This window comes from Fibrobacter sp., from assembly GCA_024398965.1.
Classification (GTDB): Bacteria; Fibrobacterota; Fibrobacteria; order Fibrobacterales; family Fibrobacteraceae; genus Fibrobacter.
In genome coordinates, this window is sequence record JAKSIF010000029.1 from 14908 (window position 1) to 33378 (window position 18471).

Genomic DNA, 18471 nt, shown 5'->3' on the forward strand with positions numbered 1-18471 from the left:
ATCGACAAATTGGTTCGTGTTGGTATGTTACCTTTTGATGATCGCTTGTAGCGATGATTCCAGTTCTATTGCCTCTTCGCCTGAAGATTCTCCTGTAGAAACGAAACCCGACCGTACTTATGCGGATTTTGTTTCTGTAAAATCCAAGGGAAAAGAAGTAAATCTTGGAACGAATGACAGCAAGGCCAGGGCCAGCGAGCGCCCTTTGATGACGGTGAAGTTCGATTACGATTTCTCCATTGCCTCCCATGAAACCACCTGTGGAGAGTTCAGGTCGCTGATGGGAGATCGTGTGAAGGACCTTCCCTGCGATGAAGATTCCCTGCCTGTTGCAAACGTGACTTTCTTCGATGCGGTACTCTACGCCAATGAAATGAGCAAGACGTACGAACTGGATACGGCTTATACCTATCGAAGCCTTGTTCTGGATGAAGATGGTCATTGTGTTTCCATGGAAGGTTTTAGATTAAATCCTGCAATAAATTCTTTCCGTTTGCCAACGGAAGCTGAATGGGTTTTGACGGCGGGCCTGGATTGGAATCCAAAGGATGCCTGGAATAAGAATAATGCTAAAATGACTGCCCATAGGATTTGTTCGACGCCTAAAGCTTCGGCCGTTTGCGATATGGCGGGCAATGTGATGGAATGGGTTAATGACTGGATGGGTCCTTTTAAGGATACCACTATCAGTAACTTTGGCGGAGCTCCTGATGGAGGTTCCCTAGGGGAACGAATTCTAAAGGGCGGAAGCTTCCGAATATCCCCTGAATCAATGAAGTTGTATTCTCGCGGGGATGTGTATACGGTAACATCTTCGACTCGAGCTAATTATGTTGGATTCCGTCTGGCTTTGGGCTCTATTCCTGACATGTCCCTGATTGGTCGAGATGGTGGAATTATAGAAGGGCGAGTATCGCTCTTGGCGAATGGTTCGGCAATCCAGACCATGATTGGTAAGAGCAAGATGAAGCTGGCTTTTAGAAATGACGTCTCCGGAAACCTTGTTTTTGTAAGGTATTTTGCAGGGGATGTTGTGATGACTGAAATTCGCGATACCCTGGATGTTTACCATCCTGAGATTTCTCCTGACGGGGGACGTGTTGCCTTTAGCTCTAAGTACGAAGGCGTTGGTGGAACGTCGCAACTGTATGTTCGAAACCTGGATAAGAACGGATCAGGCCTGGTGAAGCTGGATGTGGAAAGCGCTGCCATTCCCCGTTGGCGGGTTACGGCGAATGGCGATACTGTGATTGTTTATGTAGATGATTCCGGAAATAATAAAAACGACGGGGATTTCCTGGATAAACACACCTGGCAGGTAAAGTTTAGCGGGGGGAAGTTTGGCAAGCCTGAAAAATTATTCGCTGGCAATTATCATGGAGGTGTTAATTCCGATGGTTCGCTTGCCGTAACAGGAGCCAGACTTTTAAGGGCTCGTGTATCGGGAAAAGAGAAATTATGGTATGATGGCGAACAGGCTTGCAATGTGTCGCTGTCCAATGATGGGCATAGTCGCACATTGTTCCTTGACTTTGGCGGAAAGAAAGGCCATGACTTTGTGGGCGAGGATTACAAAACCCATGGCCGCTTGCTATTGGCCGACAGTGTTGGAAAATTGATAGGTTCTGTAGCTTCTCCCGAGGGCTATACCTTTGACCATTCGGAATGGGCTTTAGGCAACGTGCAAAAAAAGGATGCTGAAGAACGTTTTGCCGTGACATCGCTAACCAATGTAAATGGCGCTCACGAAAAGATTGCCTTGATAGATGTTGAAAGCGGAGATGTCCTGGAGCTTGTGGAAGGCGACGAATTGTGGCATCCGTCTTTCTGGAAATCCTATGATTTTCAGCAGGATGGTGATGTAAATCTGGATAGTGCAGGCGTTTACTATTCTCCATTAAAACCTTCTGCCTTTGAATCGTCTTCTATAGAGCTGGGCATCAAGATGTCTCGTTTCTGGACAAGTTATGAAAATCTGGAGTATGTCGCTTTTGGTAGCTCCATGACTTTAAATTCCATTGATGAAAAGAACATAAAGACCTATAAGGCCTTAAACATGGCTTTCACTCTAGGCGATATTCATTGTTTTGCCTATCTACTCAAGCATTATGTGTATCCTTATGCAAAGAAGCTGAAGGTTGTATCTCTTGAATTGACACCTGGATTCATGTATCGTGAAAGGGATGATTTTTGGAAGGAACTTTACGAAAAATCCCCTGGTTTTGTGTATGACGAAATTCATCCGGAACAGTTCAAGACTGTGTCTAGCCTGGCCCAGGACGCGATTTATCCAGAAGATGGCTTTGTTTCGGAATATATTGACGACAATTTCTTGCTGCCATCCCGATCCTGGCTGAATTATGATGTACTTGTGGATACAACATCCATGTCTATGGATAACGAAAATGTTCAGGCTAATCTTTCGATTTTGCAGGATCTCAAGAACATTGCCGATTCCCTGGGGGTAAAACTGTTTATGAATGTGACACCCCGAAATCCAAAATATGCCAAAACGGGGTCTTTTGGCATCTATGGGCCCAGCAGGACTGTGACTGCAACCATGATGGATACAATTCGCGGAATGGATATTTCTATTTTTGATGAGAATAAGGATGGCCTGCACGACTATACCGATGAAATGGCCTATAATGCAGTTCACTTGAGCTATTTAGGGGCAAAACAATACACTGAACGGCTAGATAAATTCTTAAAGGACCTTGATGAAAAGTAGATTGCTTACATCCATTGCCTTTCTTGTTTTTTTAGCCGCCTGCGGTGATGACGGAAGCTCCAGCAACCCGCCGCCAGAGACTCCTTCAAAAGAAGATTCTGAAAATACAGTAAAACAGGATTTTTTGTTAATCAATGCTGTTGGAAAGACGATAACTCTTGGAACCAATAGTGAAAAGGCCAAGGCCAGCGAACGTCCCGAAATGGAGATTGCCTTCGATTACGATTTTTCCATTTCACGTACAGAAGTAACTTGTGGCGCATTTAAAACGCTGATGAAAACGTTCCGGATGGAAGTGCCTTGCCAAAAGGATTCTCTTCCTGTCGTGAATGTAACCTATTACGACGCGGTCCTTTTTTCCAATGAAAAAAGTAAAGCTGAAAAAAAGGATTCCGCTTATTCCTATGCTTCTGCAACGTTTGATGCGGAGGGGCATTGTACATCTTTGGAAGGACTTAAGTTCATCCCGGAAAGTCAAGGTTTCCGCTTGCCTACGGAGGCTGAATGGGTTTTGGTTGCTTCACAAAACTGGGATCCTTCGAAAGGGTGGAATCTCGAAAATTCCATGTCTAGCACCCATGATGTCTGCTCTGCCGAAGAAGAAAGTGAAATCTGCGACATGACAGGAAATGTGATGGAGTGGGTAAACGATTGGTTGGGCACCTTCAAGGATACCACCCTGGTCGATTTTCTCGGTGCGCCCGATGGAGGCTCCCAGGGAGAACGTGTCATTAAGGGTGGTAGCTATTTAAATGCTCCCGACGCGACAACCTTGCATGCTCGGGGAGATGTTTATACGGTAACCTCTTCCACCAGGGCTGACTATGTGGGTTTCCGTCTTGCTGTAGGTGCTATTCCCAATCCTTCTTGGATGAGTTCTGATGGAAAAACGACGGAAAGCCGATATGTTGTCCAGGTTAGTTCTGCTGACATTCGCAGAAAATTAGGAACAAGCCGTATAAAGCTTGCCTTTAGAAACGATGTGTCCGGAAATCTCGCTTATTTGGATAATTTTGATGGATCCATGTCTGTCGTAGAAATACAGGACTCCTTGGAAGTGTATCATCCAGAAATTTCTCCCGATGGAAATCGAGTTGCCTTTAGTACGCGATATGAAGGCGTGGGAGGAAAATCCCAACTTTATGTTCGAAATCTGGATAGGGAAGGTTCTGGCCTGGTGAAACTGGATGCGGAAAGTGCGGCGATTCCTCGCTGGTACGTTATGCCAGATGGCGATACTGTAATCGTCTATGTAGATAGCACTTCCAATAACAAGGATGGAGCTGCCTTTGCTAGGGGAAATACCTGGCGTGTAAAATTCAGCGAAGGGAAGTTTGGCGTTCCTGAGAAAATCTTTGACGGTGCGTTCCATGGTGGTGTCAGTCAGTCGGGAAACCTTGCCGTATCTGGGGCAAGGCTACTGAGGGCGAGGGTAAACCAAAAGGACACCCTTTGGTATGGTGGTGAACAGGCTTGCAACGTTTCCTTGTCTAAGGATGGTCTCAATAGGACACTGTTCCTTGATTTTGCGGGGAAGACGGGAAAGGAATTTGTGGGGACTGATTACCGGACGCATGGCCGCTTGTTTATGGCAGACAGTTCAGGAAACCTGATTATGTCGGTGCCTTCTCCAGAGGGGTATACCTTTGATCATTCAGAATGGGTTGTTGATGAAACTTTAGCAGATTCTATGGGAGGACGTTTTGCTGTTGTTTCCTTGACAAATTCGGATGGCGCGCACGGGAAAATTGCATTGGTGGATCTGGCCGACAGTAGTGTTATGGAACTGTTGGATGGCGATGAATTGTGGCATCCCTGCCTGTGGAAGGAAAAATCCATTTATGCTGGATTGAATTTGAAGCTGAATCTGGATAGTGCTGCCATCTATTTTGAAAAGCCTTCGGATCCCCTGTTGTCTTCCAAAATGAACATCTTCTGGGCTCATAGTGATTCGTTAAAGGTTGTCGCGGTAGGGTCGTCTCGAGTCAGCACGGCCTTTGCTCCAAGCGCCATTACGTATGGGCCGGCATTCAATATGGCGGCAATTCCGTCGGATATGGATGTCTCGAATTACTTGATTGAACATTACGTGCTTAACTATTGCCCAAATTTGGAGGTTATAGTCTTAAGCTTGGATCTTGACCTGTGGAATGAAACATCCGGAGTGAATCTTCAGAAGAATACTTTGGCTTTCCCTGGATATGCCTATGATGCAAAGCATGAAGTTTGGGAAGAAAACGATCGCAAGGAAATCATTTCTATCAGTAAAGGCCTGATTGAATCTAATTTGGCCTTGTCCGATTTGCAAAACTTCATGGGTTGGCTTCCTGTTCCGGGCGATATGTCCTGGACGTCGGGTGGCATGAATCCAAATATTTTCGTAGCCGATTCCACTTGGAGCGATTCAACGAGTGTCTACGAGGATGCCTTGGCTCAATTGGAGTCCATTATTGAAAAATCAAAGAAAAAAGATGTTTTGGTGATCGGTGTTGTGTTCCCGCAAAGCCCTTATTACGCAACAACGGGAGCCTTTGGCAGACATGGCATGCGTCGTTCACTTGCAGAGAAGCTTCTTGAACGAATTTCGGACCTGGATGCAGATAATGCAAACTTCGTTGTGATGGATGAAAACAAGATGGGAATGCATCTGTATCCGGATTCCATGGCTTTTGACTTTGATCATTTGAATTACCTGGGCGGCATGGAAATTTCCGCCAAAATAGATTCGCTTATTCATGCAGTGAAGGAGGCTCGCCGATGAAGATTCGTTGTGTAGCTCTCTTTATGCTGATGCTTGTTGTCATGGGCCTTGTTTCCTGCGACTATTCTGACGCTGCATACGGGGAATTACTTTTGGCGGAGGAAAGCCAAGAACATTCTGGAATGCTGTTGATTAGTGCTAGCGGCAGAAACGTAATCCTTGGAACCAAGGACAAAGAGTCTTCACTTAAGGATCGTCCCTCCATGAAGGTGGAGTTTTCCTATGACTTCTATTTAGGAAAACATGAAGTTACGTGTGGCGAAGTCCAAAAGTACCTGGAAAATTTTTCATGTCGAGATGACGAGCAGCCTGCTGTGAATGTGACCTACTTTGATGCGGTTCTTGTAGCAAATGAGAGAAGCAAGGCTGAGGGCTTTGATACAGCATACGTGTATACCAGTGCGGAATATGACAACGAAGGCCATTGTGTTGGATTGGTTGGTTTTGCCTTCAATCCCGGAGCAGAGGCATACCGTTTGCCTACGGAAGCAGAATGGCTGCTTGCCGCAAAGCATGACTGGAATCCTCAGAATGGCTGGAACTCGGAAAACTCGGAATACAGAACTCACAGGGTTTGCTCCAACGGCACGACAACCGCCGGTTTCTGTGATTTGTCTGGAAACGTAAAGGAATGGGTGAACGATTGGCTTGGCCAGCTTCGTGATACAACCATAAGCAATTATGGCGGCGCTCCTGATGGAGGCCTTGTGGGGGAAAGGGTCTTAAAGGGTGGTAGCTATAGGGATTCTCCTGAAAATATAAAGCTTTACAGTCGTGGTGATATCTATACCGTTATTTCATCTATGAAGGCAGACTACGTTGGCTTTAGGCTTGCCTTTGGAAAGATTCCCGATGTTACGTGGCTTGGGCGGGATGGCCTCGCCGGAAACAGCAGGGTCTTCCCTCTGGTGAATGCTTCCGAGATAAAGCAGTTGATAGGAACCTACAGACTGAAACTGGCGTTTAGGAACGATGTGACAGGAAATCTATCCTATATCGATTTCTCTGGCGGTGCATCAACGGTAATGGAAATTACTGATAGTATAGAGGTCTATCATCCTGAAATTTCACCCAATGGCAGGAAGGTGGCTTTCTGCACCAAGTTTGAAGGAGCAGGTGGAACATCCCAGGTTTATGTTCGTGACTTGAGTGTCCGAGGTACTGGGCTTGTAAAACTGGATGTGAAAAGTGCCGCCATACCACGATGGCGTGTGTTGCCTAATGGCGATACCGTTATTGTGTATGTTTCCGACGCCGGTGTAAATACCAACGATGTTGATTTTGCTAAAAAATCCACCTGGCAGGTTAAATTTGAAAATGGAAAGTTTGGCAGCCCCGAGAAATTGTTTGATGGTGCCTATCACGATGGCATATCTGCAGATGACCGACTGGCTATTTCCGGGGCCCGATTGCTAAGGGCTCGCGTGAAGGGGAAAGATGAGGTGTGGTATAACGGAGAACAGGCTTGTAATGCTTCACTTTCCAAGGACATGTCAAAGAGAACGTTGTTCCTTGATTTTGCCGGCAAGACAGGGCAAACGTTTGTTGGCGAAAAATACATTACCCATAAACGTTTGTTGATTGCCGATAGCACGGGCAAATTGGTTCAAAGCATCTCTGCTCCGGATGGCTATACCTTTGACCATAGCGAATGGGTTGATAGCACAAAAGTTATTGTTTCCTTGGCTAGCTCGGCCATGAACCATGAAAAAATCGCCGTCGTTAACTTGCAGGATAGTAGCGTTACTGCTCTTGTAGATGGCGACGAACTTTGGCATCCCTGCATGTGGATTCAGCACATGTCCTCGTCGTCAGATGGACAGGGCTCCACCTTGGATTTTGACAGCGCTGGTGTTTATTATACGTCAAAGGTTCCGTTCTATGGACTAGAACTTCGTGAAAAAATGGAGAGATTCTGGTTGCGAAAGGATTCCGTAACGGCTGTGATTCTTGGAAGTTCCAGAGTCTTGTTTGGTATAGATGATCGAGCCATTAAATCTGAAAGAGCCTTGAACATGGGCTTCTCTTCGGGTGATATTCCCAGTGCCCATTATCTTTTCTTGCACTATGTGCTAAATCATATCAAAAACTTAAAGACCGTGGTTGTGGAACTGTCTCCTGATTTTTTCAATTCTGTTCCGGAACTATTCTTGAAACCTTTGCTAGATAATGCTCCTGGTTATAAGTACGATGAAAATCACGATTTCTGGAAGGATGGCGTGAGCGATTCTTTCCTAGATGCGGTTTCCATGAGTCCTAAGCCCTTTGATTCCTTTACCCTTTATTACGATCCGGAAGATTTCCTGATGCCTTCAGGTCAGTGGGGCCGTGCGGAGGTTTTGCATGACTTGTCCTGGGTGACGCTTGAAGATCTAACCGTCCAATCCAACTTTATTTTGATGCGAGACATTGTCAATCATGCAAAGGTTCGCGATGTCAAGGTGGTGGTCATTGTCACTCCCCAAAACCCTGGATATCGAAAGACGAAGGCTTTTGGCCTATATGGAGCTGAACGTTCTGTAGCAAAATCTATAATTGATACTGTTGCTGCCATGGATGTGGTAATGTTTGACGAAAATAAGGACGGCTTGCATGACTATACCGATGAAATGGCTTTTAATACGGATCATCTTAGTGGCTTAGGAGCAAAGCAGTTGACTCGACGACTTGATTCCTTGCTGATGAGCTTAAAGAAGTAAGTATGAAGAACTTGAAATTCTTATATGTGCTGATTCTAGGGCTGCTATATGGTTGCAGTTCCGATGGCTCCTTGTCGGCTCATGAGGATTCTGCGTACGAATCATTTAAGGTGTCTACAGAACAGGACCAGGCCCATGAGGGAATGGTTCGTGTCTTAGCCAAGAATACGACCTATTATGTAGGAACCGATGAGGAAACGGCCAAGGCTAACGAAAAACCGAAAATGAAGGTCAAGTTTGGCTACGACTTTTCCATAGGAATTCATGAAGTTACCTGCAGGGAAATGGGTGAGGACTTTTGCTCGAAAGATACTGAGGATTATGCCAACCTGCCTGTGGTATATGTGACCTATTTCGATGCCGTTCTGTATGCGAATAAACGCAGTGTTGAAGAAGGCTTGGATACAGCCTATACCTATGGAAAGGCTTCCTATGATGAAGAAGGCCGTTGCATCGGTCTTTCTGACTTGAAATTTAAACCGGACGTGAACGCCTATCGCCTGCCAACAGAAGCAGAATGGATGCTGGTTTCCTCGGGAAGTTGGAATCCCGCAAAAAGCTGGAACAGCTCCAATTCCGAATTCAAGCGGCATCCTGTTTGCTCTGCAGATACTTCGGGCATGCCTGTTTGTGACATGGCTGGTAATGTGTCGGAATGGGTGAATGACTGGTTAGGATATTTTGCTGATACTGTAATGACCAACTTTGCAGGAGCCTTGAATGAAGGTAGTGTCGGTGAACGTGTTTTGAAGGGCGGAAGTTTCCGTAACGGCGAGAAGAATCTGTTCCGCTATAGTCGCGGCGATATCTACACTGTGGTTTCTTCCATGAAGGCGGAGTATGTGGGTTTCCGCCTGGCTTTTGGTTCTATTCCTAAGGCATCTTTCCTAAGTGGCAAGAATACCGCTTCGCCTGGAAATTATAACATGGTTGCCTCTCTGACGGATTTACGTCAGGCTACAGGAACCTATCAGACAAAGTTCGCCTTTAGAGATGACGTAACGGGAAACCTTGTTTTCGTAGATGGCCATAGCGGAAATTACGATTTTGTTGTCATCGAGGATTCTATTGAAGTTTATCATCCCGAAATTTCTCCAGACGGCAAACGTGTGGCCTTTTGCTCAAAGCAGGAAGGCGTTGCTGGAGTTTCTAAGCTGTTCGTCCGAGATTTGAATGCTTCTGGCAGTAACCTGGTTCAACTTGATGTAGAAAGCGCCGCCATTCCTCGCTGGAGAATTCTTGACAACGGTGATACGGTTATCGTCTACGTATCGGACGCTGGGGTGAATTCTGAGGAATCCAGATGGATGGAAAAATCCACTTGGCAGGTGAAATTCTCCGGAGGCAAGTTCGGAAAAACGCAAAAGCTTTTTGATGGATCGTTCCATGGGGGAGTCAGCGAGGACGGTTCTCTTGCAGTGACGGGCGCAAGACTGCTTCGGGCTCGTCTTATGGAAAGCTCTATGCAGACCGGAGAAAACCTGGTGTGGTATGGCGAAGAGCAGGCTTGCAATGTGTCTCTTTCTCGTGATGGTTCGAAACGGACGTTGTTCTTGGATTTTGGAGGCCGCACGGGACATCAGTTTGTAGGCGAGAGTTACAGGACTCATCAGAATCTTCTTGTTGTAGATAGTACCGGAGACCTTGTTCAGCACGTTGCTGCGCCGGCCGGCTATAGCTTTGATCATACGGAATGGGCTGTCGGCAGTGAATCGGCTGGAGGAGAAAATCTAGTTGTGGCGACTTTGACAAATGGCAACGGGGCGCATACAACAATCGTTCTGGTCGATATGGATTCAGAGAAGGTTATTCCCCTTGTGGAAGGTGATGAACTTTGGCATCCGTCGTTGTGGGTGAAATCTGTGAATAAGTCTGCTAATGGAATAAGCCTAGATAGCGCTGGCGAGTACTTGACGGAATTCCATGATTCAGAACAGGCTCTGTATAGGCATAAGCTTGGTTTGTTCTGGAAAAACTTCGACGAAACAGAAATTCTGCTGGTAGGCAGTTCCAGAACGGAATGGGGCCTTAATCCAGACCTGTATCCGGAAAGAAAAATGCTCAATGTGGGAGTCTCCGGAATTGACATTGGCCGTGATCTGTATTTTATCAAGAATTATGGATTGAACCATGGGAAAAACCTGAAGGCCATTGTCTTGTCTGTAGATTTGGATGGATGGCGTGGTTACGAGGACCATCTGGAGTTGGTGATGGTTGCGGGCTCTGGCTATACTTACGATGCTAACCATGGTTTTTGGGCGGATTCCATTCCCGAAGGTTTTTTGCAGGCTGTAGAAGATGGCTTGCCTGCAGATGATTTTGTAACAAAGGATTACACGGAAGCGGGGGGTCGTTGTAGAGAGTCTGTTTCATGGACGTCGGCTCCCATTGAAGTGGTCTTTGATTCTGTATTTACACCGAGTCAGGAAAAGTATCTTGATGGAAAATTGAAGGAATTGAAAGAGGTTGTGGAAATGGCCTCAAAGAGAGATATTTACGTAATTGGAATTGTATTCCCGCAGGCTCCTCAATACAAGAATACAGGAAGCTTTGGGGTTTATGGCTTGCAGAGAAGCGTTGCCAAGAAGAAATTGCAGTGGTTGGATTCTCTAGCCAAGGAAAACTCTCATTTTGTTCTGATGGATGAATACAAGATGGGCGACCATGACTATCCAGACTATATGGCTCTTAATCGAGATCATTTAAGCTGTGAAGGTGCGGAACAGGTAACCAACCGTTTGGTGGATAAGCTAGATTCTCTCATGAAATAAACTTGATGGATTGTTGATGTCTTTTCGGAATAACTGTTTCCCTTATGTGTGCCTAGTTTGCGTATTCCTATTGTGGGGATGCGATACTGGGTCGTATGGGGATTTTGCGGAACTGGACTATTCTGCCATCAAGACGGGAGTTGACGCCGAACGTGAAGGTATGATTCTTGTAAAGGCGAATGGATCCCACGGAAGAATTGGTACTAATGGTCCTAAGGGAATGCCTGTGGAAATGCCCTCCATGAGAGTGAGCTTTGACTATGATTTTTCCCTGGGAAAGCATGAGGTGACATGCGCAGAGTACAAGACGTATTCAAAGGAATGGACTAAGTTATTTGATTGCGAACATTCCGACAATCCTGTTGCAAACGTGACGTTCTTTGATGCGGTGCTTTATGCGAACGCAAGAAGTAAGGATGAGGGCTATGACACGGCCTACAGTTACACCGGTATGAATTTTGACTCTGAGGGAAATTGCATCGGTTTGGATGGCTTAGAGTTTAATCCGGATAAGGATGCCTATCGCTTGCCTACTGAAGCAGAATGGAGCCTGGCTGCTGCTCAGGGATGGTCTTCGGGAAAAAGCTGGAATAGCCGAAATTCTGAATACAGAACCCATAAGGTCTGTACCAAGCCTGAAAACGAGGTGGGATTTTGCGACATGGCAGGCAATGTCATGGAATGGGTAAATGACTGGAAGGGCTGTTTCAAGGATACGTCCTTGTCGAATTTTGCCGGCGCTCCTGATGGAGGCCGTCTTGGTGAACGCGTTGTGAAGGGCGGCTCCTATCGCAATGAATCCAATGCCATCAATCTGTACAGCCGAGGCGATGTTTATACAGTGACCTCCTCGACTAAGGCGGACTATGTGGGCTTTAGGATTGCCTTCGGAGCCATTCCTGAACCATCTTGGATGGGGCTGGATGGTCAGCCTGTGGAAAGTCGCGTGCTTTTACGAACCTTGGCTGATGAGGTCCAGAGAAAAACAAGGCGAAACAACGTGATTCTAGCCTTCCGCAATGACATCTCTGGAAATATCGCTTATGTGAGATATGGATTTACTCCGTTGTCTGTTATAGAAATTCACGACACCCTGGATGCGTACCATCCCGATGTTTCACCTGACGGATCCAAGGTTGCCTTCTGTACAAAGCCGGAAGGTGTGGGCGGTGAATCCGCTATATATGTTCGAACGTTGAGCTCAACAAGCAAGAAACCCATAAAGCTGGGACTGGTAAATGCCGCTATTCCTCGCTGGAGAGTTCTGGACAACGGCGATACCGTGATTGTATTTGTTAGCGATGCCGGAAACAACAAGAATGAATCCGCCTGGAAGCAGGAATCAACCTGGCAGGTGAAATTCATGAACGGAAAGTTTGGACGCCCTGAAAAGCTGTTTGATGGAACCTACAATGGCGGCGTCAGCTCTGACAATCGTTTGGCGGTTTCTGGAGCGAGGTTGCTGCGTGTAAGCCAGGAGGATTCCTCTGGCGTTTCCCGCGAGACATTGTGGTACAACGGTGAACAGGCTTGCAACGTTTCCTTGTCAAACGACGGCTCGAATCGAACCCTGTTCCTTGACTTTGCTGGAAATACAGGCAAGGATTTTGTAGGGGAGAGTTACAAGACTCACCAACGCCTTTTGATCGCCGACAGTACTGGCAAACTTGTACAGTCTGTTGGCGCTCCGGATGGCTATACCTTTGACCATAGCGAATGGGCCTCTGGCGAAATCATTCGGGGCGAAACCGATGGCATTGCGGTAGCAACCTTGACGGGTTCCGATGGAAGCCATAAGAAAATTGTCTTGGTGGACCTTAAGGACAGTTCCGTGATGACGCTTGCAGAAAGCGATGAACTTTGGCACCCTAGTTTAAGGATTGTTCCGCTAGGTATACCGGAAAATTCAAAGCTTGATCCCGACAGTGCCGGGCTTTACATTGGTGATAAACAGGATAACGAATCTGTTATTTGGCGCTACAAGATGGAATTGTTCTGGCAGTATTACAACAGTACAGAAATTCTTGTGGTCGGTTCCTCTAGGGCCATGGCAGGCGTGAATCCGGGAGCCTTCAGAAGTGGCTATTCCGCCTTGAATATGGCCCAAACTCCCAACTCCATTTATACTTCCAGAGATTTCATGCGGAACTATGGCTTTACCCACATGAAAAATCTGAAGTACCTGATTGTTTCTTTGGATATTGATTTCTGGTGGAAGGCCGACGATGAAGAGGAAAATATCTTTAAGAATCGGTATGAACAGTACCCGGGATTTCTCTACGATTCCCATCATGATTTCTGGAAGGATGGATACCCGGATGGCCTGCTGGAATTAACGAGACAGGCTACCGGCAATGAGATTGGGGGCTTGTATACCTTGTATAAGGGCGTTGACAGAGGTACTCACTGCCTTGGCTTTGGCGGCCCCTATCCCGAAGTGAATTTCGATAGCACCTACTTTGACAAGCGCCCGGAACTTATTGACAACTCCCTTGCCGCAGTACAGGACATGATTTTGGATGCGAAGAAACATGATGTCCATGTTATTGGAGTCCTGTTCCCTCAGAGTCAGTATTACCTAAGTACGGGAGCCTACGGTCGCTACGGATTGAGACGCAGTAAAGCTGCCGACGTGGTCAAGAGAATCCGTGAACTGGAAAAGAAAAATTCCAACTTCACCTTGTTCGATGAAAATAAGATGGGCAATCACACCTACGACAACAAGCAGGCTCACGACTTTGACCATCTTTGTCTTGATGGCGCAACATTCCTGGCGTCGCGACTAGACACCCTTATTACCAAGATAGACCAAAAGAAATGAACCTTTTCTGGCCTGCCCTTGTAATCCTTACTGCTGCGTTTTCCGTATTTCCTTTGACAGATACGGATATCTGGTGGCATTTGGCATGTGCTAGAGAATGGGTTACGACATGGACTCCCGTAAGGACCCCCGTTGTCAATGTCCATGAGTATTTTCAACTGGTTTCCGGGTTTGTTTTCGATTTAGGAGGGGCACCCCTGCTGGTTGCGCTTAAGTCTCTGCTATGGGGACTTGTATTCGGCTTATTCCTGTGGCCCATAAGAACGCAGATAAAATGGATTCCATTTGTATTATCAGCGGCGCTTCTATTCCTGCTCCGTTACCAGATGGAAATGCGACCGGTGCTTTTTTCGCTACTGTTCCTGGGCTTGTACTGGAACATTCTGCCGCTGTTTTTCAGGGATGGTTCTAAACTTAAGAAGTCCCTGGTGCTTATTTCATTACTAGTACTGCAGTGGATCTGGTGCAAGACGCAGGGCTTATTCCCGCTAGGCGTAGCCTTTGCGGTTGGGCTCGGCTTGACCCGATTTTTTGAAAAGGCTAGCGGCCCTAGGATGATTTCATCTCGGCAATGGGGTGCTTACGTTATGTTTGTCCTGCTACTTCTGGCGATGCCATTTTTACATGAAGAAGGCTTACGTCTTTTTCTGTACCCCTTTGGCTTGCTAGAACGTTTGTTGGGCTTAACCTCTTCCGCCGTGGTCTTTTCGCAGGAAATCGCGGAAAATCGTTCCCCAGTAACGTTGCTTATGGAAAGTGAAAACGTCGTTACTTCGTTAACGATGGTTCTAATGTCGCTTCTCGCTTTTGCGGGGGCGTTCTACCTGCGGAAATCCAACGCTTTTCTTTCGGTCTGTCTTTTTGCTACCGCATGCCTTGCAATGATTGCGGAACGGAATGGAATCTTGATGTTGCCTGTTTTCTGCGTAGCTCTTCAGAGAATCCCGTTTGCTTGCAGTGGACTATGGAAAAAGACAATCCTTGTTGTTTTGATGGCTTTGCTCGGCGTATGGGTTCGGTCGATGTTGGCCTATGACGCGTCCATGATTTCATACCAGCGAGTCCCTGTGGAAGCCGCGGAATGGATGAGGAATAATCCCCATCAGGGGCGCTTGTTTAATGACGATCGAGCTGGCGGGTATCTGGCCTTTGTGAATCCTTCTGACTCCATTTATATAGACGGACGGTTCATATTGAAAACATCGGATTTCTTTCAGCAGTACTTAGGTTTTGCTGAAAACCCTGAAGCCTTTATGCGGTACGCTGATTCCCTTGGTATTGATCGAACCTTGTTCCCGTTGCGTTATTATGCCCGTTGGGGGAAAGTCATTGACTCGCTGGTTGAAAATGAACAGTGGTTCTTGGCTTATCGCGATGAGTATTTTTGTGTTTTTCAACGAAATTATTGATGAAAAAAATCCGGCGATTACTCACCGGATTTTTTCTCTCTCAACGTAGTTTAGGCTACGCTGTAAATTACTTGAGGCTGATGGCCTTGACCAGGCTCTGATTGCCGGCCTTGACGCGAATCATGTACTGACCTGCAGGGAGGGCTGCCATGGAAAGGCTTCCGTTTACTCCAGAAATGCTGAAGAGCTTGTTACCCTGCATGTTGAATACTTCCACTTCTGCAGCAGAAACTCCAGAGATGTGGAGAGTCTTGCTTTCAAAGGCCACATTCATGCTTGCGGTGTGGAAGTTGATGATTGCCTGGTTGTTGGGGTCCCAGGGATTGGTGTTACCCTGGTTACCGTTGTTATTGCCCCACTGGTTGTTGGGATCCCAGGGATTGGTGTTGCCCTGATCGCCATTGTTGTTTCCTGTGTTACCCTGGTCTCCGGTATTGGTGTTACCTTGGTCTCCACCTTGCTGTCCATTCTGGTTGCCGTTGCCTGTGGGGCAAGCAGTGTACGAGGTGGGGTTGGTGGCCAGGTAACCCTTGACAAGGTTGCCAGAGGTGGTGTAGCTGAGGCTTGTCTTGTTGGAGCCACCGCCGAATGCTGCGGTGCCTTCGCTAATGTGGGATGCGGACCAGTTTGCCCAGGAAAGCTTGTACTTGTTGATGAAAGTCTGCCACTGGGTGTTTTTGTTTTGGTCGGGAGTGCCACCGCCGTTGGCATCGCCGGTTCCCCATTCGGAGACGAATACGGAAAGACCCGCCTTGATTGCCTTTTCGCCGTTAGAGCCTTCGCAGCCTCCACCCCAGTCATAGTTGCCGCTGACGCAGTGGCTGTTGGCGTAGTAGTGCAGGGTGTAGGCGGTGTTCTTCTTGCTGTCGGTAACTTCCTTACCAATGACTTCTTCCGGGTGCTGGTCCCAAGCGCGGGTACCCACGAGAATCAGGTTGTCGGAGTACTGGCGGATGGTGGGGATAATCTGGTTGGCGTAGTTCTTAATGTTGTCCCAGGAAATGTCCGTGGGTTCGTTGAACAATTCAAAGATCACGTTGTCATACTGGCCGTAGGTTTTGGCCATTTCTTCGAAAAATCCCTTTGCGGATGAAACCTGATCGGTTGCATTGTGGCTGTGCCAGTCGATAATAACGTAGATGTCGTTCTTGATGGCTGCTTCAACGACAGCCTTCATCAAGTTCTTCTGAAGGGTTGGATTCGTGCCGTAGCCCTGAAGCTTCTGTCCATTGTATTCGCCGGACCAGTCTTCAGAACCGGTAGCCATGGCGGCACGGACAATCTGGATGTTCATGTCGCGGACCATGGTAGAGACACCTTCTTCACTCCAGTATTCGACGGCTTGTGGCATCAGGCTCCAGTAAAGACTCATACCACGAACCTGGACTTCGGCGCCGTCCTTCACGCCTTCGCAAGAACCGTAAATGCGGCCTTCACCGGCGGAATTCTTGCCGGTCATGAGCTGGCCGTATTGGCTAACGGGGCCTACGCGGGTGGAGGAAATCGTTTGGGCGGAGGCCAGGCCAAAACCTAAAGTCATGGCACAGGCGAGAGCGGGAATGGACAAGAATTTCATAAACATCCTCATGTAAACCATAAAAGCATTGGTTTAATCGAAATGTTGTGGGTTTCGAATGCAAACCATGCTTATTTCTAATCTTAAGATATATCCATATTATATGGAATGTTGTGGATGTAAGTTTTTTATTGGTTACAACAAGAAACAAATGTGTTCTAAATCAACAAAGAATGGTGAGAAATGGTGTTTTTGACGCAATTTTGAAAAATGTTGTTGCTATCTTTTCTGTAAATAAAGAGGTTCCTTCCGGGCAACCCCGGTTTTGGAGTTTCAAATATTGAGGTTTTTATGAAAATGAGAAAGTTTGCCCTGGTTTCCGCAATGGCTATGGCCTGCACCGCTTTTGCCCAGCAGGGGGCCCCTACGGGTGCCGCCGTGGATCCTACAGCCGACGAACAGAAGGCTTTGGATGCTCTGAAGGGTAAGGTGGAAGGTGTGATCGCCTGGTCCACCAGCCGTGCAAACTCTCATCACGACATTTGGCTCATGAATGCCGATGGAACTGGTGCCCATGCCTTGACCGCAAGCGACAATGTGGACTGGTTCCCCCGTATTTCCCCCGATGGATCCAAGGTGCTCTTTAACCGCAGCAAGGGTGGCTGGGTTCCCGAAAATGATGCCAACTATCCCGAAAAGTGGGACCTGTGGACCATGGATATTGATGGCGCAAACCAGGTGAAGGTGGTGGAAAATGCAACCTGGGGCACCTGGCGCCCTGATGGAAAGACCATCGTCTTTAGCCGCGCAGGCAAGGTTTTTACCATGGATGTGGCCTCCAAGGCTGAAACCATGATTTTGGATGGAGAGGTCGCCTTCAACAAGTCTGGCGTAATTCTTCAGGAACCTAACATGAGCCCCGATGGCAAGCACTTGGCTATGACTCTTCGTGGCTCCATGCGTGAAACCGGCGTGTGGAATCTGGAAAAGGGTGGCTGGACCAAGTCCGGTGACGGCTGCCAAATCGACTGGAACTTTGACGGTTCCAAGCTTTACCGCGTGAACCCCACAGGTAACGGCGGTACTGCCGCTCCCAGCGAAATCTTGTGGTTCTCTGCCAAGGACGGCAAGCAGGTTGAAAAGGTGGGCTTCTTCGGTATTCCTAAGAACGTTCGCCTGATGGACTTGCCGGGCCGCCGCAGTCACGAATACTTCCCCCGTATTTCTCCCGATGGCAAATGGCTGGTTTGGGGTGCTACCGACAAGGGCCATGACCACGACATGTTCGACTACGAACTTTACATGTGGAAGATTGGCGAGCCGGTAGAAACTGCAGCCCGCATTACCTACCATTCCGGTAATGACCGCTGGCCGGACATTTGGCTGGGTAAGGTCCCTGTTAAGGCCGCACCTGTTGCTGCTGTGGCAGAAGTGAAGGCTCAGGCTGCCGCTGTTGTTTCTGGTGGTGTCAGCGAAGCTAAGATGGACGAACTGATTCAGGCCATCAACAAGCTTACCGAAGCTGTGGACGCCTTGACCCGCACCCAGATGGACAAGAACATGGCCGCCGAAGGCGCTGAACACGTTGGACAATGAAAAATGAAGGATGAAGGATGAAGGATGAAGGATGAAGGATGATTATAATCACGGCTTCGCCGTTTCATATTGAGTGCGAAGCACCATTATTATCATTATTCATTGTTAACTGTTAATTGTTAATTGCTCAAGCCTATGTTCTCCTCCCGCGTGTCATCCTGAGCGGA

The 18471-nt window shown here is 47.4% G+C and carries 8 protein-coding genes; 7 read left to right on the plus strand and 1 reads right to left on the minus strand.

The annotated features are described in order from the left end of the window. Window positions 1–37: 37 nt before the first annotated feature. From MJZ26_10910 to MJZ26_10935, 6 genes are read left to right on the plus strand one after another with little or no spacing between them, the layout of a single operon-like run. Window positions 38–2731, plus strand: coding sequence for a TIGR02171 family protein (locus MJZ26_10910; protein MCQ2106289.1), 2694 nt, complete (start codon window positions 38–40; stop codon window positions 2729–2731). Further along, window positions 2721–5492 (plus strand): TIGR02171 family protein, encoded by a 2772-nt coding sequence (locus MJZ26_10915; GenBank protein MCQ2106290.1) that lies wholly within the window; start codon window positions 2721–2723, stop codon window positions 5490–5492. Before MJZ26_10910 ends, MJZ26_10915 begins: the two co-directional genes overlap by 11 nt. Next, window positions 5489–8191, plus strand: coding sequence for a TIGR02171 family protein (locus MJZ26_10920; GenBank protein ID MCQ2106291.1), 2703 nt, complete (start codon window positions 5489–5491; stop codon window positions 8189–8191). The genes MJZ26_10915 and MJZ26_10920 overlap by 4 nt, the downstream gene beginning before the upstream one ends. A 2-nt stretch (window positions 8192–8193) precedes the next feature. Further along, a complete protein-coding gene (locus MJZ26_10925; GenBank protein MCQ2106292.1) occupies window positions 8194–10962 on the plus strand; it encodes a TIGR02171 family protein in 2769 nt (922 codons plus the stop codon). A 16-nt stretch (window positions 10963–10978) separates the two neighbouring features. Further along, window positions 10979–13783 carry a TIGR02171 family protein gene (locus tag MJZ26_10930; protein MCQ2106293.1) on the plus strand — a complete coding sequence of 935 codons (2805 nt, stop codon included), beginning with the start codon at window positions 10979–10981 and terminating at the stop codon, window positions 13781–13783. Then, window positions 13780–15192: a hypothetical protein gene (locus MJZ26_10935; protein ID MCQ2106294.1), complete on the plus strand. Its 1413-nt coding sequence runs from the start codon at window positions 13780–13782 to the stop codon at window positions 15190–15192. The genes MJZ26_10930 and MJZ26_10935 overlap by 4 nt, the downstream gene beginning before the upstream one ends. A gap of 67 nt (window positions 15193–15259) precedes the next feature. On the opposite strand, the gene MJZ26_10940 is transcribed toward MJZ26_10935, so the two are convergent. Continuing rightward, entirely contained in the window at window positions 15260–16768 is a 1509-nt protein-coding gene (locus MJZ26_10940) for a cellulase family glycosylhydrolase (GenBank protein MCQ2106295.1), read from the minus strand. A 291-nt stretch (window positions 16769–17059) separates the two neighbouring features. Here MJZ26_10940 and MJZ26_10945 point away from each other — a divergent pair, with 291 nt between their 5' ends. Further along, window positions 17060–18304, plus strand: a complete 1245-nt coding sequence (locus MJZ26_10945) for a hypothetical protein (protein MCQ2106296.1) — start codon at window positions 17060–17062, stop codon at window positions 18302–18304. The last annotated feature ends 167 nt before the right edge of the window (window positions 18305–18471 follow it).